Source organism: Pseudomonas sp. 313, assembly GCF_000316965.1.
GTDB lineage: Bacteria > Pseudomonadota > Gammaproteobacteria > Pseudomonadales > Pseudomonadaceae > Chryseomonas > Chryseomonas benzopyrenica.
Window position 1 is genome coordinate 71,891 of sequence record NZ_ANBZ01000082.1, and the last position, 20,623, is coordinate 92,513.

A 20,623-nucleotide genomic window follows, 5' to 3' on the forward strand; every position below is an offset into this window, starting at 1 on the left:
GCGCACCGGTTTCGGACCATTCGACCATGGTCGGACGGGGCGCCGGGAGCTGACCGACGGGTCTGTTACCCTTGCCCCTTCATGACTTTCTTCCCCCAAGGAGCGCCCCATGGCCGATCTCGCCCATTCCCATTGCGTCCCCTGCCGCTCCAGCGAGCCGGCCCTGAGCGCGGCCGCCAGCAGTGAATTGCTCAAGGCCGTGCCGGGGTGGACGCTGGTGGAACGCGAGGGGATTGCGCGCCTGGAACGCCGCTATGCCTTCGGCAACTTTCTCGAAGCCCTGGACTTCACCAACCGGGTCGGCCGCGAGGCGCAGGACGAAGACCATCACCCGGCCCTGCTCACCGAATGGGGCGCGGTGACGGTGAGCTGGTGGACGCACAACATCGGCGGCCTGCACCGCAACGACTTCATCATGGCCGCCCGTACCGACGCGGTCGCTCTGGCCGCCCAAGGCTAGACCGGCCAGCGCCTCAGGCGCTGGCCTCGACCAGTCCTTCGGCGTGCACGAAGCACAGCTTGTTGCCTTCCGGATCCCGGCAATAGGCGGCGTAGAAGTCCGCACCGTAGCCAGGGCGCACCCCGGGTGCGCCTTCGTCGCTACCGCCCGATTGCAATGCCCGGTGCCAGGCGGCCTCCACGGCCTGGCGCGACGGCGCGGCGAAGCTCACCTGCACGCCATTGCCCCAGGACGCGGGCAGGCCGTTGAAGGGAATCTGCACATAGAATTGCGGCCAGGGGCGACCCTGCCGCTGCCAGCCGCAGCCAGGAGGACCGCCGTCGTCCTCGACGGGCATCCGCACGAAACCAAATTCACGCAGAACGGCATCGTAAAAATCGACCAAGCGTTCCAGGTCGCGTGCACCTAGCTGGATGTGACTGAACATGAGCGGTACCCGTTGACTTCCCATCCGCCAACACCATACCGCTCTTGCGAGTCCGTCAAGCTACGGCGATCAAGCGCTCACCTTGAACCTGTTGGCGAGCCGCTCCAGTGTGCACACTGCCCCACCGGTCAACTGCGCACTCTGATGCGCCGCGGTACTGGACTGATGAACACTGGCCGCCAGGCTGCCCATGACCCTGAATCGCTGCCCGTTCTCCAGAGTTCCAGCGGTGAGCTTGTCGATGGTGATGAACAGTTGTTGCAACACCTGTTGAACCTCCTGCCTGTCTTCTGCAGCGGCCAAGGCCAATTGCAGGCCCGATTTCAGCTGTTCAATGCTGCTGTCCATGATGGCCACGGCGTCCTCGGTTCGACGCTGCATGTTGCTGATCATGTCGGCGATCTCTCCCGTGGAACGTGAAGTGCGATCGGCCAATTGCCGGACTTCATCGGCAACCACGGCGAAGCCCCGGCCACTTTCGCCCGCACGCGCCGCCTCGATGGCGGCGTTGAGGGCAAGCAGGTTGGTCTGATTGGCGATGGCGTTGATTACCGTCACGACCCGGCCGACTTCACTGGCGCTGTCTTTCACCTGCTTGATGGTGACGGTGGCCTCCTGTACCGAACGCTGGATATCGCTGCTGCTGCTCTGGACCTCCTGAAACTGCTTACGCGCCTCCTGTGCAGCGGTTCGTACCTGGGCGCGCATGACCTCCACCTCCGTCCCCGCCTCTTCCAATTCCTTCACCTGACTGCCGAGCGTCTGCATGCCCAACTCGAGTGACGAGCGCAGCCGCTGAGACTCATTCAATGAACGCTGGCTGGTTCCCTGCAGCTGGCTGTTGGCCTGTTCGATGTCACTACTGGTCATGACCACCTGCCCCACCATTTGGCCAAGGCTGTCGATCAGGCTGTTGATCCACTGGGCCACCAACGAGATTTCGTCGGGCCGCTCGTTTTGGGCCGGCAACCGCTCGGTGAGATCGCCGCCGCCTTCGGCGATGGTTCGCAGCATTTGGCTGGTCTTCCTGAGTCTGTTTATCAGCGGTCTGCTGACGCGCGCACTGAACAGGACCGTACCCGCCATCGCGCTCGTGACTACGGCTGCACACTGCGCGACCAGCCCCAGGTTCAGTTTGGAACAAGCCAGCAGCGGTAGCAGACTGCAGCAGAGCGACGTCACCAAGAAGTGCAGGTTGAGGCGGTATCTCAGGCTGCGATAGCGAAAGACTTCCTCCAGATCCGCTTCGCACATCATGCCCCAACGATCAGGCGATCCTGGCAGTGAAAAGGTGATGCCTCGTCCGACCACGGGCACATGACGGTAATCGGCATACCCCGGATAGTCGACGAAGAGGTTTTCACCGTGGCGGATGGTCTCGCGAATGCCGGGATGGAGCTGACCCGTGGCGGGGTCGTTGAAGACGATCTCGAGTTCGGTATGGTTGCGGATCCTGACGTCACCGAAGGCAGTGCGGACCCCACTCTTCAGATTTTCCCCCTTGGAAAAGGTCGAATCCTCGAACCGCGAACGCGACAAGGCGATACCCGGCCTCAGGTTAGGATCGAACCGCGATTCGACCATGAAGAGATAGTTGTCGCCTGAATCCTGATAGATATGCCCCGCTTCGCGCTGGATCAGATCACCGAGCACATCATTGGGAATACGCACGATCAATGCACCCTGCTGATCTCCACAGCGGGCCGGCTCGTAGAACATTAGGGTGACCGCATCGTGAAACTTCGAGGACGTCCGCCCTAACGCCTCCGTCACCGGATCCACATAAGGGCCATGGAGGAACCGCTGGGTCAGTCCGTTGCGCACCGCATCCTTGTGCAAATCGCAACTACCAATGCGGCTGGTCTTGGTGGAAATTATCACCTTGCCTTGGGCATCGATGAACGCTATCTCGCTCGCGTCCCGGATAACCTGTTGCTTGGCCGCCAAAAGGGCGGGTACCTCTTCCACAGACAGGTCTGTGATGGCCGCCTTCAAGGTCCGTAAATGTTCCCAGATGCTTTCCGCCCAGGTCTGCAGTAGATCGCGACGAGTGTTGGCGAAGCTGACGAATGTGGCCTCCAATTCAGATTGGCGATCCCGGTTCAAGCAAGCGGCCCACCTGCGCACAAGCTTGCTATTGGTACCCAGCCAGGGCAACCAGGCGCGCTCCTCGGGTGTCAGCGCCATGGGTTTGGAATATTGCGTGGAGCTATGCATACAGACACCTCCTCGAGTGGGACATCATCGCGAGATGCAGTGCAATCAAAAGGCCATCAATCGAAACCGCCTGTCTCCTGTTTGAATCCGCTCAGCCTGGATGTGTAGGATCCGCAAGGCGTCTTGGGTGCCAAAGTGGTGCGAATCGAGATTTCCACGGTGAAATGAGACCTACATCGATGCACAAAAAACCTCTTAAACCCTTGATATAGAGCCTTTCTAAGCCTGAACGGCCACTACTGGAGTCCTCCTCTCCGTGATGGATAAAAAGCTAAGTCGCCTGACCAAGATAGGTCTGGTCTTCTTCATCCTCGGCCTGCTAGGCGTGGCCTTCGCCCTTTACGGTCTCTACCAGGGGCCCCGCCCTGCCGACCCCGGCGCGATCCGCAGCCTGCTGTTCGCAGCGGGGCTGCAGTTGACCGGCTACGTGCTGCTCAATCGCAATCGCTTCCGCTTCATGTTCGGCCGGCGCAAGGACTGAGCATGGCCATCCAGTGGATCTGCCGCGCCGCCCCGGCGCTGACTACCGCCGAGCTCTACGCCGCCCTGGTCCTGCGCGCCCGGGTCTTCGTGGTGGAGCAGCAGTGCGTCTATCCCGATCCCGACGGCCTGGATCTGGCGGACGACGTCTGGCACCTGTTCGGTTGGCGCGACGACCAGTTGCACGCCTACCTGCGCCTGCTGGGCTCCGTACGCGATGAAGTGGTGATCGGTCGGGTGATCGTCGCCCCCGAGGGCCGCGGCAGCGGTCTGGGCCATCTATTGCTGGCGGAAGCCTTGCGCGTCTGCGCCGAGCGCTGGCCCGGACGTTCGTTGTTCCTCTCCGCCCAGGCTCATCTGCAGGCCTACTATGGCCGCTATGGCTTCACGCCCTGTTCAGGGGTGTACGACGAGGACGGCATCCCCCATGTCGACATGCATCGCGCGGCGGACTAACGGCGACGGCGCAGCGGATCGAGCAGCGGCTTGAGGCCGTTGTGGTCGATCTCCTGCATCAGCGCCAGCAGCCGGCCCAGTTCACCGGGCGGAAAGCCGCTGCGGGCGAACCAGTTGAGGTAGTGGCCCGGCAGGTCGACCAGCAGGCGGCCGGCGTACTTGCCATAGGGCATGGTCCAGGTCACCAGGGCTTCCAGGTCAGCGGGTTGCATCGCTTGTCTCCTCCAGACGGCCTGGCGATTATGCCATGCCGTCAGGGGTCAACCGTCGGCCGCGGGGAGCACTGCGCCTCCGCGACGATCCCAGCTACACCAGGTCTGCAGAGGATTTCCGCATGAGCAATGTTACCCGGCCACTGGCCGCCGTCACCGGTGCCTCCAGTGGCATCGGCTTCGAACTGGCCAAGCAGCTGGCCCGCCATGGCCACGATCTGCTGCTGGTCTCCCGCGGTGATGGGCTGGACGCCGCCGAGCGCGAATTGCGTGCCCTGGGGGTCAAGGTCTGGAGCCATGCGGCCGATCTGCGCACCGCCGTAGGCGTGGAAGAGACCTATAGATTCCTGCGCCGCCAGGGCCGTCCGCTGGACGTCGTGGTGCTCAACGCCGGCGTCGGCCTGGGCGGCGCCTTCGTTGGCCAGACGCGGCTGGAAGACGAGATGGCGCTGATTCAGCTCAATGTGATGTCCACCGTGCACCTGGCCAAGCTGGTGTTGCCGGACATGGTCGCCGCCGGTCGCGGCCGGGTGCTCTTCACCTCGTCCATCTCGGCCACCGCGCCGATTCCCTTCGAGGCCGTCTACGGCGCTTCCAAGGCCTTCATCAATTCCTTCGCCTTCGCCCTGCGCAACGAACTCAAGGACAGCGGCGTGACCCTCACGGTGCTCATGCCCGGCCAGACCGATACCAACTTCTTCCACCGCGCCGGCGAGGACGACACCAGTGTGGGTGCCGGGCCCAAGAACGATCCGGTCCAGGTGGCCGCCCAGGGCTACGCCGCCCTGATGCAGGGCCTCGACCATGTCTATGGCGGCGGCCCCGAGGTGCAGCACGAGGGCGAGGTGCTCAATCGGGTGGAAAGCGAAGCCCAGAAGGCCGAGCGTCATCGCGCCTGGTCGGAGCCGGGCTCGGCGGAAAAGGACTAGCGGCCCTCATGCCAGGCGCTGGCAGACGCCGCTGGTGACGTCAGGCGAGGCGTCACGGCCAAGGCCCCGCCTGACATCCAGATAGCCGCCTCTAGTTGACCGGCGTGGCCCCAGGTGTGCCGCACTTGGCGAACCTGCCCTGGCTGTCCTTGCATTGCGCCGCCTTGGTCTTGGCTGTGTCGCATTTGACGAACTTGCCGTGAGCGTCGCGGCAGGGCGCCGCCTGGACGCTGGCGGCGGCGAAGAGGGTCAGGGCTACCGCGGTGAGCAACGCTTTGAGCATGACGATCACCTTCAGGGCCAGGAGTGGCCCCTTGAAGCGTAGCGGAAGCCAGTGCAGTCGCCACCTGCCCGGCCAAAGCCGCGGCCAGGAACACTGTATGCCTAGATCCGGTCGCGACTGCCTCTCTTCAGAGGCCCTGCCTGCCAGGCAAGATAAGCCCTCGCGAATAACGGGAGACACGCCATGCGCACCCTTGGCCTGCTGGGCGGCATGAGCTGGGAAAGCTCGGCTCACTACTATCACATCCTCAATGAAGAAGTCCGGCGCCGGCTGGGCGGCAGTCATTCGGCAGCCTGCCTGCTGCTGTCGGTGGATTTCGCCGAGATCGCCGCGCTGCAGCATGCCGGCGACTGGACGGCGCTTGGTCAGCGTCTACAAGGCCATGCGCGGCAACTGGCTGCCGGCGGCGCCGAGGCGCTGGTGCTCTGCACCAACACCATGCACTGCCTGGCGGCGGAGATCGAGGCGGCCACGGCGCTGCCGCTGCTGCACATCGCCGACCCCACGGGTGCGGCGATCCGCGCCCGGGGCCTGCGGACTGTCGGCCTGCTGGGCACCGCCTTCACCATGGAACAGGCCTTCTATCGCGAGCGGCTGACGGCACACTTCGGTCTGGAGGTCCTGGTGCCCGAAGCGACCGCGCGCCAGACCGTGCATCGCGTCATCTATGACGAGCTGGTACGTGGCGAGGTGCGCCCCGAGTCGCGGACAGCCTATCGCGCGATCATCGCCGAGCTGGTCGCCCAGGGGGCCGAAGGCATCGTGCTCGGTTGCACCGAGATCATGCTGCTGGTGGACCAGGGCGACAGCGCGGTGCCGCTGTTCGACACCACGCGACTGCACGCCCTGGCCGCCGTGGACTGGGCGCTGGACTAGCCCTGCAGCTGCTGCGCCACCTCGGCCAGCAGGGGGCGCGCATCGAGATCGGGTTGCTGGCACTCCGCGGCCAGGGCCGCCAACGCTGGATCGACCGGCTCGCTGCACCGCGTCAACCACTCTTCCAGCAGGATGCCGAAGGCACGACTCTCGAAGCGCTGCAGGCGCGCGGCTTGCGCAGCGTCCTCAGGGAGCAGCGAGGCGCCCCCGAAGTCGCCCAGCAGGCAGCGCGCGCCACCGTCCCAGAGGATGTTGTGGGCATAGAAGTCACCGTGGACCAGGCCATGTCCGTGCAGGTGCGCCAGGGCGCTGGCCATGCCGCCGGCCATCTCACGTACGGCGGCGGCGGTAAAGCGGGTGTCTTCCGGATAGACGTCACGGCTGCACGTAGTGAAGCTGGGCGGCCCGGCCAGGTTGCCGAAGGCCGGCTCCACCAGTTCCAGCACCAGGCCGCTGCGCTGCTCGGGATGCTCGGCCAGATCGCCGAGGGCGCCGATCAGCCAGGGATGGGTGCCGGCGCTGAGGCTGGCGGCGCTTTCGCTTTCCGGGGTGCCATCGCTGGTCATGCTGCCCTTGAACAGCTTGACGGCGACCTCGCGCGGCCCCGTGGGCGACTGCCAGCGCGCCTGGTGGATGATGCCGGAGGCGCCCTCCCCCAGCCGCTCGCCCAGCGTCAGGTCGCTCCAGGCGATGCGTTGTTGCCGCGCCGCCCGGGTGCGCACCGCGCGCTCGCGCTCGGCCCCCAGCGGATTGTCGCCATAGGCCAGCCAGGTCAGCCGGGGCAGCGCGAGAATGGCCGGGGGCAGCGCCGCGAAGCAATTCGCCGACAGCCGCAGCAGCTCCAGCTGGTGCAGGTCGGCCATGCTCGCCGGCAAAGCCTCCAGCCGGTTGCCGGCCAACATCAGTTTTTGCAGCGCCGGTCGTTCCCCCAGGGCGGCGGGCACCTCGGCGATGCGGTTGTCGGTGAGGATCAGCCAGCGCAGGCGTGGTGGTAGGGCCGCGGCACTCACCCGCTCCAGCTGGCAGGCCTTGAAGCCGATCATCTCCAGGTTGGGTAGCGTACCCAGCACCTCGGGCAACTCGGTGAAGGGATTGCCCGAGCAGAAGAGAATGCGCAGCCGGTGCAGCCGGCCCAGGTCGGCGGGCAGGCGGGTCAGTTGATTGCCCGACAGGTCGAGGATTTCCAGGCTGTCGGCCAGGCTATAGAGCTCTTCGGGGAATTCGGTCAGGTCGGCGCGCAGGGTCAGGCGCGTGGCCCCGGCCAGTTCGCCGGCACGCAGCCGGGCTAGGGTATCCATCATGGCAAAGCGACTCTCACGGTCTGGAAAAACCGGCATCCGGCCGGTGATGGCGCGGACGTTAGCATGCCAGGCCGCTAGCTGCGGCCCTCGTGCGCCAGAATGCGCGCCACTGCCTCTTGCAGCGTGCCGGCGGTCACCAGGGGCGGCGCCAGAGGATTGGCCACCTGGTCGGGACGCCGCTGCAGGAGGGCACCCCTGAACCCGGCGGCCTGGGCGCCGGCGATGTCCCAGGCATGGACAGCGATCAGCCACAGGCGCTCGACCGGCTCGCCCAGGCTGGCGGCGGCCTGGCGATAGGTGGCCGTGACGGGCTTGCTGGCGCCGGCGTCCTCGGCCGAGAGGATGTCGGCGAAAGCATCGCTCAGGCCGGCGTATTCCAGCTGCGCCTGGGTAGCGGCGCGGGCGTTGTTGGAGAAGGCGATGCAGCGCACGCCCTGCGCCCGAGCAAAATCGAGGCCCGCGCGGACATCGGCATGGGCGGGCAGCCATTTGAGCGCATCGGCGACACGTTGCTTGTCCGCTGCGGCCAGCGTACGGCCGAGCCGCGCCGCGATCATGTCCAGCGCCGCCTGGCCCTGGGCCTCGAAGGGCGCGTGCCGACCGCAGAGCTCGGCGGTCATGGCGTTCTGCAGGGTCTGGGCGAACCACAGCGTACGGCTCTGGGGGTCGCCGAACAGCTCGGTGAACAGGCCGTCCAGCGCGGACAGGTCCAGCACGGTCTCGTTGATGTCGAACAGGCAGGTCAGGGTCATGGTCGCTACTCGGCGGAGGTTGGGCGTTCGACCAGGACTCGCGATCGACGTGCAGCCGCGCTAAGGTTTGCAGGACGTGCAGACGCGAGAAACAGCTAAAGTCTTATGATTTGCAGCCGATACCCTCAGTCAGCCCGCCTCTTGTCAGCCGCTCGTCCGGCTCGACTGGCGCTCCGGTCTTCCAAGCTGTGCCTGGGTCTCCTGCCAGGCCTGTCGATTCTCTTGAGCTAGTCCGATGGCCGATCCCTTGAAGTACGAAGATGACCGCCTCAACGCCTTGCATGCCCTGGAGCTGCTCGACTCGGCGCCGGCGGAGGAATTCGACCGCCTCTGCGAACTGGTCGCCAGCAGCTTCAATGTGCCGACCGCGCTGATCAGCCTGGTGGATCGCGATCGCCAGTGGTTCAAGGCCCGCGTCGGCTTCGACCTGGCGCAGATGCCCATCGAGGACGCCTTCTGCGCCCACACCATCCAGGCCGCGGATGGCCGGATGGAGATCAACGATGCCCGCTGCGATACCCGCTTCAGCCACAATCCCCTGGTGGTCAAGGCGCCGCTGGTGCGCTTCTATGCCGGCTCGGCCCTGGTCACCGAGGGCGGCTATGCCATCGGCAGCCTCTGCATCCTCGACAACCAACCACGCGAGCTGACGGCGACGGAACGCAAGCGCCTGGACGATTTTGCCGCCCAGGTGATGAGACTCATCGTCCTGCGTCAGCACCTGCGCCGGCGCGATCCGGTCAGCGGCCTGCCCAATCGGCAGCAGTTCCAAGCCGATGTGGCCCAGTTGACCGAACTCCATCCCGGCGAGGCGCGCCTGCTGGTGCTGGTGGATCCGCTGGAAACCCACTGGAAGGAGCAGCTGGTCCTGGCCCAGGGCATGTGGCCCTTCGAGACCTTTCTGCGCAGCCTGGCCCTGCGCCTGTGCGACGCCCTGAGCGAGCGGGCCAAGGTCTATCACGTGGACACCAAGAGATTCGCCTTTCTGTTGCCCGCGAACTACGACTACCCGCCGCTGCTGGAAGCCCTGATCGCCCAGTTGCGGACCCCGGTCCAGGCCGACCGGATTCCCATCGATCCGCCGGTAAAGGCCGGCGTGGTGCCCTTCGAGCTCAAACCGGGCGAGGTGCGCGATCTGCTGCGCAAGGCCATGGTAGCCGTCAACCAGGCCGCCCTGAGCCCCCGCCACTGGGGACTCTACGAGCGCCCCCTGGACGAAGCCTTCCAGCGGATCTTCCAGCTGGTCCGGCAGCTTCCCGAGGCCCTGGAGCGCGGTGACTTCAGCCTGGCCTTCCAGCCGCGCCTGGCCCTGCCTGGGCGCCGGCTGTGCAGCGCCGAAGCCCTGCTGCGCTGGACGCACCCACAACTCGGGCCCATCGCGCCGGGCGACTTCATTCCGGCGATCGAAAAGACCGCGCTGATCCACAGCGTCACCCGGTGGGTGATCCGCACCGCCATCGGCCAACTGGCGCGCTGGGACAGCCGCTACCAGGGACGGCTGTCGCTCAACCTGTCACCGCGGGATTTCGACGAAGGCGATCTGGTCGAGTTGTTGCGCGAGACCTGCCAGCGCCAGGGCGTCGATCCACGACGGCTGGAGGTGGAGATCACCGAAGGCGAATGGCTGAGACGTAATCCGGAGGCCATCGCCCAGCTGCATGCCCTGCGCGAGCTGGGCCTGGAAATCGCCATCGACGACTTCGGCAGTGGCTACAGCAACTTCGCCTACCTCTACGAATTGCCGGTCACCAGCGTCAAGCTCGATCGCTCGCTGATCCACGACCTGCCCGAAGATCCACGCAAGCAGGAGGTGGTCCGGGCGCTGCTGGCACTGATCGGCAAGCTGGGCTATCGCAGCGTCGCCGAAGGGATAGAGACCCCCGAGGTGCTGGCCTTCCTGCAGGAAGCCGGCTGCGATGAGGTCCAGGGCTATCTGCTGGCCCGCCCCATGGCCCTGCCCGCCTTCGAGGCCTGGTACGCCGAACAGGCTTAAGCCATACAGATGAGGTCATTTGACTGACAAATTCATTCCAGGCTCTACACTGGTTCAGGTCGTAGTTTCCCGGGAGTGAGGACATGAGGGAATCAGGTACCGAGTTGTTGGATGTCGTTGGCCTGGATACCGGCACCCTGAGCAGCCAGGGCTGCATCGACAAGGTGCTGCACGCGCTGCGCACCCATCTGGATATGGACGTGGCCTTTCTGGCCGAATTTCGTCAGCAGGATCGGGTCTTTCGCAACGTCGATGCCGCGCCCGATGCACCGATCAAGGCGGGCGACGCCCTGCCACTCAGCCAGGGTTATTGCCAGCAGGTGGTGACCGGCCATCTGCCTGAACTCATCCCCGACACCCGCGCCGTCGGCGCCACCCGCTTGATTCCGGAAACCCGCGCCGTGCCCATCGGCGCGCACCTGAGCGTGCCCGTCCGGCTCAACGATGGCGAGCTCTATGGCACCTTCTGCTGCTTCAAGTACCAGCCTGATCCAACCTTGAGTCCCCGTGACCTGGAACTGGTGCGGACCTTCGCCGAACTGGTGGCCGATCGCCTCAGCCTGGACGTCTCCAGTCGCCGCGGCCAGGTCGAGATGCGTCAGCGCATCCAGGGCGCGGTAGCTGCGCACCAGCCCAGCATCGTCTACCAGCCGATCTATCATCTCGCCGATCTGCGCATCGCTGGCTGGGAGTCGCTGTCGCGTTTCCACTGCCCGCCGCAGCGCAGCCCGGACCTGTGGTTTTCCGAAGCCAGCGCCATCGGTCTGGGCGACGAGCTCGAAGAATGCGCCATGCGCTTTGCCCTGCAGGGGCTGCAGAGTCTGCCCGACGACAGCTACCTGACCATGAACTGTTCACCCCAGACCATCCTGGCCGGCCGCCTGCCCGTGCTGCTGGCGGGCAATCCGCCGGGCCGGCTGGTGCTGGAGATCACCGAGCACGCCGAAGTCGACGACTACGACGCCCTCCACGCCCAGCTGCGACCGCTGCGGGCCCAGGGCGTGCGCCTGGCCATCGACGACGCCGGCGCCGGCTATTCGAGCCTGAGGCACATCCTTAGGCTGCGTCCGGACATGATCAAGCTGGACATGAGCCTGGTCCGTGACATCGACAGCGACGCCGAACGCCGGGCGCTGGCCTCGGCGATCATCGCCTTTGCCCGCGAGACACGTAAGGAAGTGATCGCCGAGGGCGTGGAGACCCTTGCCGAACTGCAGACGCTCAAGGCCCTGCAGGTGGACAAGGTGCAGGGCAACCTGTTGAGCCGCCCGTTGCCGCGCGACGACGCCCTGCGCCTGCCCCGACATCGTCAACTGGAAGGCCGGCAGGACAGCTGATCGAGAAAGGATCGGCGACCATTCAAGTCGTCGATTCTTTGGCCGATACGCAGAGGCGAATGATCGCTTCATCTGACGCCAGATAAGTTCTCGGCTGATCTTTGTCCTGCAGGAGTTACCGGTGCGCTCCATCCTGGTCATCGAAGACAGCCCCATGGTCCTCAAGATCCTGGCGCACCTCTTTCGTCAGCAGCGCGACTTCGAGCCGGTGTTCTGCGCCACCCTCGCCGAAGCCGAGCTGATGCTGGACACCTCGGCCAATCTGTTCTTTGCCGCCTTGGTGGATCTCAACCTGCCCGATGCGCCCAATGGCGAAAGCGTCGACCTGTTATTGCGCTATCGTCTGCCCTGCATCGTCCTCAGCGGTTCCTACGACGAGCGCCGGCGCGATGACCTGCTGACCAAGGGCGTGGTCGACTACGTGCTCAAGGAAAGTCAGTACTCCTACGAATTCGCCTTCCGCCTGCTGCGCCGGCTGGACAGCAATACCGCGGTGAAGATTCTGATCGCCGAGGACTCCGACGCCACCCGCAACTACATCCGCCACGTGCTGACGCCCCACCGCTACCAGTTGCTGGATGCCTGCGACGGCAACGAAGCCCTGCGCCTGCTGGAGGAGCAGCCGGACATCGACCTGCTGGTGGTGGACCACAGCATGCCCGGCCTGAGCGGTTTCGAACTGGTGCAGCTGCTGCGGCAGAAGCTGCGCCGCCACGACCTCAGCATCATCGGCCTGTCGGCCGACGAAAAGGGCTCGCTCAGCGCCAAGTTCATCAAGCAGGGCGCCGACGACTTCCTGCGCAAGCCCTTCTGCCCCGAGGAGCTCAACTGCCGGGTGGTCTCGACCCTGGAGCGGCGGGATCTCATGCGCGCCCTCACCCATGCCGCCCAGTACGACTCCCTCACCGGGCTGCGCAATCGGCGTGCCTTCCAGGATCAGGCCCAGGAGTGGTTTCGCCAGGCCGAGCGCGAGGGTCACACCCTGAGCGTGGCCATGCTCGACCTGGATCACTTCAAGCGCATCAACGACGAACACGGCCATGCCAGCGGCGACAGCGCCCTGGTGGTCTTCGCCCAGGCGCTGGCCCGCACCCTGCCCCAGGACCTGACCGGGCGCCTGGGCGGCGAGGAATTCGCCCTGGTCAGCCGCATGCCGCCAGAGCAGTTGCTGCAGGCGCTGGACCTGTTGCGACGTTACTGCCAGTCCCAGGCATATGCCCCGGGCGCGCCGCCGCTGTCGTTCAGCGCGGGGGTCTTCAGCGGCCTCGCCGACGATCTCGAAGGGTTCCTGCACGAAGCCGATCGCCGCCTCTATCAGGCCAAGCGCCAGGGCCGTGGCCGTACCTGCCTGGTGCTGGACGCCGAGTAGCGCGGATCCCGGGTTGGCGCCCTGCGCCACAAGACATATGATGTCAGACGATTGATCTGCTGCCGCAGGTCGATCCGCATAGCCTCGTCTGAACAATAACAATCAAGGACCTGCACCATGCATGACTCTTCCCCGGGGCTCGCCCGGCCGCTGTCGCGTCGTCGTCTGCTTCAGGGCGGCCTGGTCTGCAGCGCGGCCCTCGCGCTACCCACCCTCGCCCGCGCCGCCGAACCCCTGAGCCAACGCTATCCCGATCCGCTGATCGAGATCCTCGACGACCGCTTCCTGGAATTGCGCCTGTTCAATGCCAGCGTCGAGCGCCTGGCCACCGGTCTGCGCTGGGCCGAAGGGCCGGTCTGGATCGGCGACGGCAACTACCTGCTGATGAGCGACATCCCCAATAACCGCATCGTGCGCTGGGATGAAGTCAGCGGCCGGCTGGACACCTATCGCGCCCAGTCGAATTTCTCCAACGGCCTGACCCGCGACCGCCAGGGTCGACTGATCGCCTGCGAAGGCTCCACCACCCACGGTCTCGGTCGGCGGGTCACCCGCACCGAGCACGACGGGCGCCTCACGGTGCTGGCCGATAACTTCGAAGGCAAGCCGTTCAATTCGCCCAATGACGTGGTGGTCAAGCGCGACGGCTCCATCTGGTTCAGCGATCCGCCGTTCCAGGCCAACAGCGACTACGAGGGCCACAGGGTCAAGACCGAGCAGCCCGATGCGGTCTATCGCATCGACGGCGAAAGCCTGGCGGTGACGCGGGTCATTGGCGATCTTAACGGCCCCAATGGCCTGGCCTTCTCACCGGACGAGAAACTGCTCTATGTGGTCGAGGGCCGCGCCAAGCCCAATCGCCTGGTGTGGGCCTATACCGTCAAGGACGACGGTAGCCTGGGCGAACGCCGCAAGCATATCGAGGCGCTGGAGTATGGCGCCCTGGATGGCATCAAGTGCGACGTGGCGGGCAATCTCTGGTGCGGCTGGGGCAGCAGTGGCGCCCCAGCGGCCAAGCCCGAGGTGCTCGATGGCGTGCGGGTGTTCGATCCCAGCGGCAAGGCGCTGGGGCATATCCACCTGCCGGAGCGCTGCCCCAACCTGTGCTTTGGCGGACCTGAGGGTAATCGGCTGTTCATGGCCGGCTCCCACTCGCTGTATAGCCTCTACGTCAATATCCGCGGTGCCGGGCTCTAGCCGCTAGCGGGACTCGGGCGGCGACTGCTCGACCAGGGTGGTCAGGGAGTCGAGCACGCTGTCCAGGGCATAGGCCGCTTCGAAGCGCGCCAGATTCTGGGTGAGGTCGGCCAGGCTGGTGGTGATCCCCAGCCAGTTGCCCAGGCCGATCTGGCGCGCCGCTTCCGGCAGCGAGCAGCCGCCGTCGCGGCGTTCCAGCCAGGCCAGCACCAGTTCGGGCGGGGTATCGGCCTCGAGGCCCAGGGTGCGCAGCAGGCGCAGCGCCTTGGCCTGTTCGCGGGGCGGCAGCCGATGGCGGGCCGAGGGGGTGGGCTGGTCGACGACGAGCGTCAACCGGGAGCCGGGGATATCGGTCATCTGGACCTCTAGGGACTACACCAGAACCGTACGGCACGAGGCCGCTTCATCTCCCCATGGTAGGGCAATAGTCTGGCCAATTGCCATAGTTAACCCCGACCCTCATCGCCCGGAAAACGCCGTTCGGCCCCCTGCCCCGCTCAGCGGGCGGCGCGGCCCCGGCAGCGCTGCCAGCGCTCTTCCACTCGCTGGGCGAACCAGGCGGTGGTCAGGGTGCGGGTGATCTTGGGGCTTTCCAGGGTGATGCCCGGCAGCATGGCGCGCGGTAGGCTGCGTCCGGCCTTGCGCTCGGCCAGCGCATAGACCTTGGCATAGAGATCGGTCTTGGCGAAGTCTTCGGACTCCCCCGCCTCCAGGTCATGGCGGATGGCGATGTCGCTCATGCCCAGGGCCGGCGCCAGGCGATTCACCGCCCGCTCGGTCTCGCCTTGGGTGCGCGAGCCAGGCACCACCAGATCGCCGTCCAGCGCCAGCTTCATCCCGGTAGCCCGGCTCACCGCGCTCTGGAAGGCGGCATTGCGACTGGCGTACCAGCCGGCGTTGAAATCGGCGAAGCGATACAGCGGCGTGGAATAGTCCGCCGGATAGCCGAGCAGGTGCGCGGTGCCGAAATAGAGACCGCCCCGGCGGCTAAACACCTCGTGGCGGATGGACCCGTCGCGGTCATAGGGATAGCCGCGGGCATGGGCCTCGGCGAAGTCGATGCTGACCTGCATGGGGCCGCCGGTGCGTACCGGATTGAAGCGCCCGAACAGCTGGCCGCCCAGGGGCACCATGGCGATGAAGTCTTCGAAGATCAGACTCAGCTCGCGCTCGGTACGGGCACTGTCCAGGCGCTGGGCGTAGGTCTTGCCGGTGGGCGACTTGAGGTTGAGCGCGGTGCGCACCAGCAGCTGGGGCACATAGGCCCGCGCCGCGCGTCTGTCGATCTCCTCCCGGGCGATGCGTCCCAGCCCCGGCACCGGCGGATCGACCTGGTAGGTGGATTCCTGCTCCGCCACCGCCAGCACGGCGCAGAGGTTGTCCGTCGAGGGCTCGAGGCCCTGGGCGCTGAAGGCGGTCTGGATGTCACTGGCCCAGCCCTGACGGTCCACCACCTTGGCGGGCAGCAGGCGCAGGAGCTCGGCACGCACCTCGACTGGCGAGCGGGTGGGTCCCTGGGAGGTGGGCGTCAGGCTGCAACCGGCCAGGACCAGCGCAGCGGCGAGGGCGGTCCAGCCGCGTAGTCGCGACAGCCTGGGCAGAGCGGGAACGGACAGGGCGACAACAGCGGACACGGCGACTCCAGAGGATTCCTTTGGCCGCTTTGACCACATCCCTCGGCAAACGGCTGCCCTGAACCATCAATAACTTCTAGCTATATCGATGTAACCTTTTCATTCAACCAGCAGCGGATGTCCGCTGGGATTCCCGAACAAGTCCCACTAAAATAGTCGGACTTTAGTTCGAAGCTACCGGAACCATGATGCAGCAGACCTCTACGTTCTCCTCTCCTCGCCTGCCCTGGGCGGCCCTGTGGGCGACCTGCCTGCTGGCCGTGGGCATGGTCTTTCTCAACCAGGCCGTGAGCGGTCGTCAGGCCCTGCTGCTACTGCTCGGCGGCGCCCTGGGCCTGACCCTCTATCACGCCGCCTTTGGCTTCACCTCGGCCTGGCGAGTGTTCATCCTCGACCGTCGCGGCGCCGGTCTGCGGGCGCAGATGGTGATGCTGGCCCTGGCGGTGCTGCTGTTCTTTCCCGTCCTCGGTGCCGGCAGCCTGTTCGGTGAGGCGGTCCGTGGCAACGTCTCGCCGCTGTCCACCTCGGTGGTGATCGGCGCCTTCCTGTTCGGCATCGGCATGCAACTGGGCGGTGGCTGCGCCTCCGGCACCCTGTTCACCGCCGGCGGCGGCAATGCGCGGATGCTGGTGACCCTGCTGTTCTTCGTCATCGGTTCGCTGATCGCCACCCAGCACCTGGGCTGGTGGTTCGCCCTGCCCAGCCTGCCACCCACCTCCCTGGTGACCCGCCTGGGCGTGCTGCCCGGCATCCTGGTCAGCCTGGCGCTGTTCGCCCTGATCGCCGCGGCCACGGTGGTGCTGGAGCGCCGTCGCCATGGCAGCCTGGAAGTCACGGTACCCGGTGAACACCAGGGCGCAGCGCGCCTACTACGCGGCAACTGGCCGCTGGTCTGGGGCGCCATCGCCCTGGCCGTGCTCAACTTCGTCACCCTGGCCCTGGCCGGTCGCCCCTGGGGCGTCACCTCGGCCTTCGCCCTCTGGGGTGCCAAGGGTGCCGGCCTGCTCGGGCTGGACGTCTCCGGCTGGGCCTTCTGGCAGCAACCGGCCAATGCCCGAGCCCTGGCCGAGCCCTTCTGGTTCGACGTCACCAGCGTGATGAACCTCGGCATCATGCTGGGCGCCCTGGCCGCGGCGGGCCTCGCCGGGCGCTTCGCCCCGAGCCTGCGCATCCCCGCGCGGTCGCTGGTGGCGGCGGTGCTGGGTGGCCTGCTGCTGGGCTATGGCGCGCGGCTGGCCTATGGCTGCAACATCGGCGCCTACTTCAGCGGCATCGCCTCGGGCAGCCTGCATGGCTGGCTATGGCTGGTAGCCGCCTTTTTCGGCAACAGCCTGGGCGTGCGCCTGCGGCCTTTCTTCTTTCCCGGCGAGCGTCGGGTGGAACGCCTGACCGGCTGCTAGACCGGCAAGACCTGGCGACCGGGCGGCAGCGCCCCCGGTCGCTCCGACAGACTCACCACCCCGTACTGGGGCGCGCCGTGGTAGGTCTTCAGCGCCTGCATGACGAAGAGCAGGGCCGCGGTGCCCTGGTATTCGAACAGGCCCTGCAGCGGCCAGATGGTCATGAAGGCGAGAAACACCGCCAGGGTGAATTCCAGGTCACGGCTCAGTTTGCGCGCCACCAGGTAGTGGATCGCCAGGCCGATGGGAATGACCAGGATGGACAGGAAGCCGAAGCGGAACACGGTGCCGAAGATGCCCACGTCGGAGAGGAAGAAGTAGTCGCCGAAGATCGGCTTGAAGCCGTCGTTCCACATCAGGCTCAGGCTGCCGCTGGGCAGGCCGTTGTACAGCTGCAGGTGGTTGATGATCTGGGAAATGGTGTTTTCCCGGACGTTGTCGGTGGGGCCTTCCTGCACCGAGCGTGCATAGAAATCCAGGTTGAAGCCGAGGGTCTCCAGCAGGTGCGGATAGAGGATCAGCGGCGCGATGATGATGGCGCCGAACAGTGCTGGCCCCACCAGGCGTGCGCGCAGGGCGAGGATGGTGAACACCAGGCAGACCACGATCAGCTGGCGGGTCTGCAGCACCACCACGATGGTCGCCAGAAAGAACAGCGCCAGCAGGCCGTGACGCAGCTTGGGCCGCAACTGGCCGTCGATGAAGGAACGCCCGCGACCGGCGAAGTAGATGCAGATGAAGTAGCCGAAGAAGATGGCGCCCGCGCCCGTGGACGCCCGTCCGGGGCGGCTGAGATCCTTCACCTCCTCGCGTAGATCGGGCAGCATCTTGAAGTAGGACAGCCAGCACAGCAGCGCCGAGAGCAGCCCCACCAGGATGATCAGATTCTCGAACTGGGTGGCGTTCAGCCGCTTGGCCAGGTAGAGCACCAGAAAGGCGCTGAAGCAGTAGAGCACGCGCCGCTCCTCGATGAGGCCATAGACCAGCGGCTGCCCCCAGAACAGCTGGGCGAACACTGCCGGCAGGCCGACGAACACCGCCGTGGAAAACAGGCAGAAGCCCATCAGCAGGCGATAGTCGCGCTGGGGCCGGTGCCAGGTGCTCAGGGTGAAGAGCGCGAAGAAGCCCAGGCAGATCGCCAGGTACATTTCGCCCACGTAGCGGATGCCCACCGGATTGGTCGGGCTCTGTTCGAAGACGCCGAACTGCAGGACCATCAGGCCACCCAGGGCCAGAAAACTCAGTCGATTGATCAGCGTACCCGGCATGCCCGGTTTCCTCGCAGCGTGTTCATGGATAAGGCGTTCATTGCAGGCGCCAGTCACCCTCGACCTTGGCGTAGGTCAACTGGCGACCGTCCGCTAGACTCAGGCGGGCGCGGGTGTATTCGGGCAGGTCGACGCGGAAATCCCGGCCTTCCAGATAGAGTCCGCCACAGGCCCCCGGCTCGCCGTGGTAGTCCAGCGGCTGGCGCTGCAATTCGTGGATGCTGCGGTGGAACAGCAGGTTGGCGTAGCCGCGCACCGACATGTCGGTGGAGATGAGGGTGCAATCCAATGCGACTTGGCCCTGCACCAGACCGACCAGCGCCTGGTTCTGCCGGTCGATGGCACTCCAACCGGCATAGCCGGCGAGATCCTGGCGATAGGTCTGGCCGTTCTGCAGAGCGGCTGCCACCAGCAGCACCGCAAGCAGGGCGCGCCCCGGAGTCTTGAGGGCAACAAAGGCCAGCCCCAGCAGCAGCGCGGCCGGAAAGATGAACTTGAGGCGGTCGAAGGAAAACTGGGTGGCGTGCTGCAGCAGCAGCAGATTTTCCAGCAGCGGCACGCTGGCGGCCGCCAGCAGCAGGCCGGTGCTGCGTGGCCAGCTCAGGCTCCGGCGCTTCCAGACCAGCACCCCCAGGGCAATGGCCACGGCCGCCAGGAACAGGCCGAAGGACAGGCCATAGCCGGCAAGGAAGTCAGTCAGGTGGGCATTGTTCGGACTGCGGGCGAGAAAACGTCGGGCAAAGGCCTTGAGCGTCGGCAACAGGCCCGCCGCCAGGCTGTAGTGCAGCAGCACCAGCAGCCCGGCCAGCGCCGTGGCGAAGGCCAGGCGCCAGGCCAGGCGCTGGCCTTCCGGCAGCTGCCGGCGCTGCAGCCAGAACAGCGCGACCAGCCCGCCGCCGAAGACATAGCCGGTCCATTCGGTCAGGGCGCCAAAGCACACCAGCCCGGCCAGCAGCCAGCCCAGCCGGCTGCGCTGGCGCGCCGGGGCCTGCAGGTAGTGGAAGAGCGTCAGCAGGCTGGCCAGCAGCAGCACCTGGTAGAAACTCTGCACCCAGTAGAGCAGGCCCTGGGACAACAGCGCCTCGCGGCTGAATATCGCGATCAGGCAGCTCAACACCGCGCCGGTGGCGGCCAGGGCGCGGGTGGCGCCATGGCTGCGCAGCACCAGATAGAGCAAGCGAAACAACAGCAGCGCCGTCAGGGCGCCGAGGGCGGCGTTGAACAGCGCGAGACTGTGCAGCGAAGGCGAGAGGCCTGCGGCCTTGAGGCCGAGATAGGCCGCCAGGAAGCCGTAGCTGCTGAAGCTGGTGTAGACGTAGTCGCCGCTATGGGTAGGGATGGTCGCGCCCCAGGACACCTGCCGGTCGTGACTGCCGCCCAGGGTCACCGTGGGCAACCACCAGTGCCGGGCCACGCCGGATTCGTCCAGGGCATTGAGGCTGAGCAGGACGTGGTAGCTGGCTTCGAGATTCTGCGCCCCGGTGCCGTCACGGAAATCCGGCAGGCGCCACAGCAGGGCCAGCAGCAACAGCAGGCCGACCGCCAGACCGCCCAGCCAGAACGGCCACCGTCCCACCCCGACTCCGGGATGGGTAACGTCAGATACCACGCTCATTGTCCTGTCTCCTGACAGCCATGCAGTCGAGAACGCCGTCCAGGGCAGTGAAGAACCAGGCGTCCTCTTCCGCAGGCCTGGTACAACCGGTGCAAGACCGCCCACGCAGACCAAGGAGGCCGCGCGGGCGGGTAACCGGGCTTCAACCGCTGACTACATTCAAGAAGCCGTCAGGAACACGGCGTCGCAAGGGGCGACGCCGCTCAACACGAAGACTGGCTCGACGACCCCGCGTGGAGACGACGAACAGGGCCTGCCACGGTGCGTCGTCGGCAGGCATGACAGGTCGCAAAGAAGACTGCCTTAGCACCTTGACGCTGCCAAGCCGGCATCCGTCGCGTTCTGCACGGGGTGTCACATTTTTGGCTTTTGCTTTCGCTTAGAGTCGACGCAGCACTCCAGCCGACAAGGCGCGGA

General features: G+C 66.0%; 20 protein-coding genes and 1 pseudogene. 10 read left to right on the plus strand and 11 right to left on the minus strand.

The window, feature by feature from the left end; all coding sequences use genetic code 11:
* Positions 1–109: 109 nt before the first annotated feature.
* A complete protein-coding gene (locus tag C722_RS0121145) occupies positions 110–460 on the plus strand; it encodes a 4a-hydroxytetrahydrobiopterin dehydratase (protein WP_017642432.1) in 351 nt (116 codons plus the stop codon).
* A 13-nt stretch (positions 461–473) separates the two neighbouring features.
* On the opposite strand, the gene C722_RS0121150 is transcribed toward C722_RS0121145, so the two are convergent.
* The 3 genes and pseudogenes from C722_RS0121150 to C722_RS27200 form a co-directional block, all read right to left on the minus strand.
* Entirely contained in the window at positions 474–887 is a 414-nt protein-coding gene (locus C722_RS0121150) for a VOC family protein (protein ID WP_017642433.1), read from the minus strand.
* A gap of 69 nt (positions 888–956) precedes the next feature.
* On the minus strand, positions 957–1,775 hold the full coding sequence (locus tag C722_RS27195) for a methyl-accepting chemotaxis protein (protein WP_371099829.1): 819 nt from the start codon (positions 1,773–1,775) through the stop codon (positions 957–959).
* Between the two features lie 18 nt (positions 1,776–1,793).
* Positions 1,794–3,104: pseudogene (locus tag C722_RS27200) on the minus strand (methyl-accepting chemotaxis protein); the annotation flags it as partial.
* 259 nt (positions 3,105–3,363) lie between these two features.
* Between C722_RS27200 and C722_RS0121160 the strand changes: the two are divergent.
* The gene (locus C722_RS0121160; protein WP_017642435.1) at positions 3,364–3,585 is read left to right on the plus strand and encodes a hypothetical protein; all 222 of its coding nucleotides are present in this window, start codon (positions 3,364–3,366) and stop codon (positions 3,583–3,585) included.
* A 2-nt stretch (positions 3,586–3,587) separates the two neighbouring features.
* Positions 3,588–4,040 (plus strand): GNAT family N-acetyltransferase, encoded by a 453-nt coding sequence (locus tag C722_RS0121165; protein WP_017642436.1) that lies wholly within the window; start codon positions 3,588–3,590, stop codon positions 4,038–4,040.
* On the opposite strand, the gene C722_RS0121170 is transcribed toward C722_RS0121165, so the two are convergent.
* Positions 4,037–4,252 (minus strand): DUF3820 family protein, encoded by a 216-nt coding sequence (locus C722_RS0121170; protein ID WP_017642437.1) that lies wholly within the window; start codon positions 4,250–4,252, stop codon positions 4,037–4,039. The two genes, C722_RS0121165 and C722_RS0121170, sit on opposite strands and share 4 nt — an antisense overlap.
* A gap of 122 nt (positions 4,253–4,374) precedes the next feature.
* Between C722_RS0121170 and C722_RS0121175 the strand changes: the two genes are divergently transcribed.
* On the plus strand, positions 4,375–5,181 hold the full coding sequence (locus C722_RS0121175; protein WP_017642438.1) for an SDR family oxidoreductase: 807 nt from the start codon (positions 4,375–4,377) through the stop codon (positions 5,179–5,181).
* A 91-nt stretch (positions 5,182–5,272) separates the two neighbouring features.
* Here the strand turns inward: C722_RS0121175 and C722_RS0121180 are convergent, their stop codons facing one another.
* On the minus strand, positions 5,273–5,464 hold the full coding sequence (locus C722_RS0121180; protein WP_017642439.1) for a hypothetical protein: 192 nt from the start codon (positions 5,462–5,464) through the stop codon (positions 5,273–5,275).
* A 183-nt stretch (positions 5,465–5,647) separates the two neighbouring features.
* Here C722_RS0121180 and C722_RS0121185 point away from each other — a divergent pair, with 183 nt between their 5' ends.
* Positions 5,648–6,340, plus strand: a complete 693-nt coding sequence (locus C722_RS0121185; RefSeq protein WP_017642440.1) for an aspartate/glutamate racemase family protein — start codon at positions 5,648–5,650, stop codon at positions 6,338–6,340.
* Here the strand turns inward: C722_RS0121185 and C722_RS0121190 are convergent.
* Positions 6,337–7,638, minus strand: a complete 1,302-nt coding sequence (locus C722_RS0121190; protein WP_026084002.1) for a leucine-rich repeat-containing protein kinase family protein — start codon at positions 7,636–7,638, stop codon at positions 6,337–6,339. The two genes, C722_RS0121185 and C722_RS0121190, sit on opposite strands and share 4 nt — an antisense overlap.
* Before the next feature lie 77 nt (positions 7,639–7,715).
* Positions 7,716–8,393, minus strand: coding sequence for a haloacid dehalogenase type II (locus C722_RS0121195; RefSeq protein WP_017642442.1), 678 nt, complete (start codon positions 8,391–8,393; stop codon positions 7,716–7,718).
* Positions 8,394–8,628: 235 nt separating this feature from the next.
* Here C722_RS0121195 and C722_RS0121200 point away from each other — a divergent pair, with 235 nt between their 5' ends.
* The 4 genes from C722_RS0121200 to C722_RS0121215 all read left to right on the plus strand — a co-directional run bounded on the left by C722_RS0121200 (position 8,629) and on the right by C722_RS0121215 (position 14,289).
* Positions 8,629–10,386, plus strand: a complete 1,758-nt coding sequence (locus C722_RS0121200; protein WP_017642443.1) for a bifunctional diguanylate cyclase/phosphodiesterase — start codon at positions 8,629–8,631, stop codon at positions 10,384–10,386.
* Between the two features lie 83 nt (positions 10,387–10,469).
* Positions 10,470–11,723, plus strand: coding sequence for an EAL domain-containing protein (locus C722_RS0121205; protein ID WP_017642444.1), 1,254 nt, complete (start codon positions 10,470–10,472; stop codon positions 11,721–11,723).
* A gap of 121 nt (positions 11,724–11,844) precedes the next feature.
* Entirely contained in the window at positions 11,845–13,092 is a 1,248-nt protein-coding gene (locus C722_RS0121210; RefSeq protein ID WP_017642445.1) for a diguanylate cyclase domain-containing protein, read from the plus strand.
* Positions 13,093–13,209: 117 nt separating this feature from the next.
* Complete coding sequence (locus tag C722_RS0121215; RefSeq protein ID WP_017642446.1) at positions 13,210–14,289, plus strand: SMP-30/gluconolactonase/LRE family protein; 1,080 nt, start codon at positions 13,210–13,212, stop codon at positions 14,287–14,289.
* A 3-nt stretch (positions 14,290–14,292) separates the two neighbouring features.
* Here C722_RS0121215 and C722_RS0121220 read toward each other — a convergent pair whose 3' ends face one another.
* Entirely contained in the window at positions 14,293–14,646 is a 354-nt protein-coding gene (locus tag C722_RS0121220; RefSeq protein ID WP_017642447.1) for a hypothetical protein, read from the minus strand.
* 140 nt (positions 14,647–14,786) lie between these two features.
* A complete protein-coding gene (locus C722_RS0121225; RefSeq protein ID WP_017642448.1) occupies positions 14,787–15,923 on the minus strand; it encodes a DUF1615 family protein in 1,137 nt (378 codons plus the stop codon).
* Between the two features lie 188 nt (positions 15,924–16,111).
* Here C722_RS0121225 and C722_RS0121230 point away from each other — a divergent pair, with 188 nt between their 5' ends.
* On the plus strand, positions 16,112–17,323 hold the full coding sequence (locus C722_RS0121230; protein WP_017642449.1) for a YeeE/YedE family protein: 1,212 nt from the start codon (positions 16,112–16,114) through the stop codon (positions 17,321–17,323).
* On the opposite strand, the gene C722_RS0121235 is transcribed toward C722_RS0121230, so the two are convergent.
* On the minus strand, positions 17,320–18,591 hold the full coding sequence (locus tag C722_RS0121235) for a hypothetical protein (RefSeq protein WP_017642450.1): 1,272 nt from the start codon (positions 18,589–18,591) through the stop codon (positions 17,320–17,322). The two genes, C722_RS0121230 and C722_RS0121235, sit on opposite strands and share 4 nt — an antisense overlap.
* A gap of 37 nt (positions 18,592–18,628) precedes the next feature.
* Positions 18,629–20,206 carry a hypothetical protein gene (locus tag C722_RS0121240; protein ID WP_051226197.1) on the minus strand — a complete coding sequence of 526 codons (1,578 nt, stop codon included), beginning with the start codon at positions 20,204–20,206 and terminating at the stop codon, positions 18,629–18,631.
* Between the last annotated feature and the right edge of the window lie 417 nt (positions 20,207–20,623).

What these genes read in the sequence shown, in the direction of transcription:
- C722_RS0121195 (WP_017642442.1), bottom strand. Translation starts at nt 8,393, where the DNA reads ATGACCCTGACCTGCCTGTTCGACATCAACGAGACCGTGCTGGACCTG.
- C722_RS0121220 (WP_017642447.1), bottom strand. Translation starts at nt 14,646, where the DNA reads ATGACCGATATCCCCGGCTCCCGGTTGACGCTCGTCGTCGACCAGCCC.
- C722_RS0121170 (WP_017642437.1), bottom strand. Translation starts at nt 4,252, where the DNA reads ATGCAACCCGCTGACCTGGAAGCCCTGGTGACCTGGACCATGCCCTAT.
- C722_RS27195 (WP_371099829.1), bottom strand. Translation starts at nt 1,775, where the DNA reads ATGGTGGGGCAGGTGGTCATGACCAGTAGTGACATCGAACAGGCCAAC.
- C722_RS0121235 (WP_017642450.1), bottom strand. Translation starts at nt 18,591, where the DNA reads ATGCCGGGTACGCTGATCAATCGACTGAGTTTTCTGGCCCTGGGTGGC.
- C722_RS0121185 (WP_017642440.1), top strand. Translation starts at nt 5,648, where the DNA reads ATGCGCACCCTTGGCCTGCTGGGCGGCATGAGCTGGGAAAGCTCGGCT.
- C722_RS0121200 (WP_017642443.1), top strand. Translation starts at nt 8,629, where the DNA reads ATGGCCGATCCCTTGAAGTACGAAGATGACCGCCTCAACGCCTTGCAT.
- C722_RS0121205 (WP_017642444.1), top strand. Translation starts at nt 10,470, where the DNA reads ATGAGGGAATCAGGTACCGAGTTGTTGGATGTCGTTGGCCTGGATACC.
- C722_RS0121145 (WP_017642432.1), top strand. Translation starts at nt 110, where the DNA reads ATGGCCGATCTCGCCCATTCCCATTGCGTCCCCTGCCGCTCCAGCGAG.
- C722_RS0121160 (WP_017642435.1), top strand. Translation starts at nt 3,364, where the DNA reads ATGGATAAAAAGCTAAGTCGCCTGACCAAGATAGGTCTGGTCTTCTTC.
- C722_RS0121230 (WP_017642449.1), top strand. Translation starts at nt 16,112, where the DNA reads ATGCAGCAGACCTCTACGTTCTCCTCTCCTCGCCTGCCCTGGGCGGCC.
- C722_RS0121240 (WP_051226197.1), bottom strand. Translation starts at nt 20,206, where the DNA reads ATGAGCGTGGTATCTGACGTTACCCATCCCGGAGTCGGGGTGGGACGG.
- C722_RS0121150 (WP_017642433.1), bottom strand. Translation starts at nt 887, where the DNA reads ATGTTCAGTCACATCCAGCTAGGTGCACGCGACCTGGAACGCTTGGTC.
- C722_RS0121175 (WP_017642438.1), top strand. Translation starts at nt 4,375, where the DNA reads ATGAGCAATGTTACCCGGCCACTGGCCGCCGTCACCGGTGCCTCCAGT.
- C722_RS0121190 (WP_026084002.1), bottom strand. Translation starts at nt 7,638, where the DNA reads ATGGATACCCTAGCCCGGCTGCGTGCCGGCGAACTGGCCGGGGCCACG.
- C722_RS0121215 (WP_017642446.1), top strand. Translation starts at nt 13,210, where the DNA reads ATGCATGACTCTTCCCCGGGGCTCGCCCGGCCGCTGTCGCGTCGTCGT.
- C722_RS0121165 (WP_017642436.1), top strand. Translation starts at nt 3,588, where the DNA reads ATGGCCATCCAGTGGATCTGCCGCGCCGCCCCGGCGCTGACTACCGCC.
- C722_RS0121180 (WP_017642439.1), bottom strand. Translation starts at nt 5,464, where the DNA reads ATGCTCAAAGCGTTGCTCACCGCGGTAGCCCTGACCCTCTTCGCCGCC.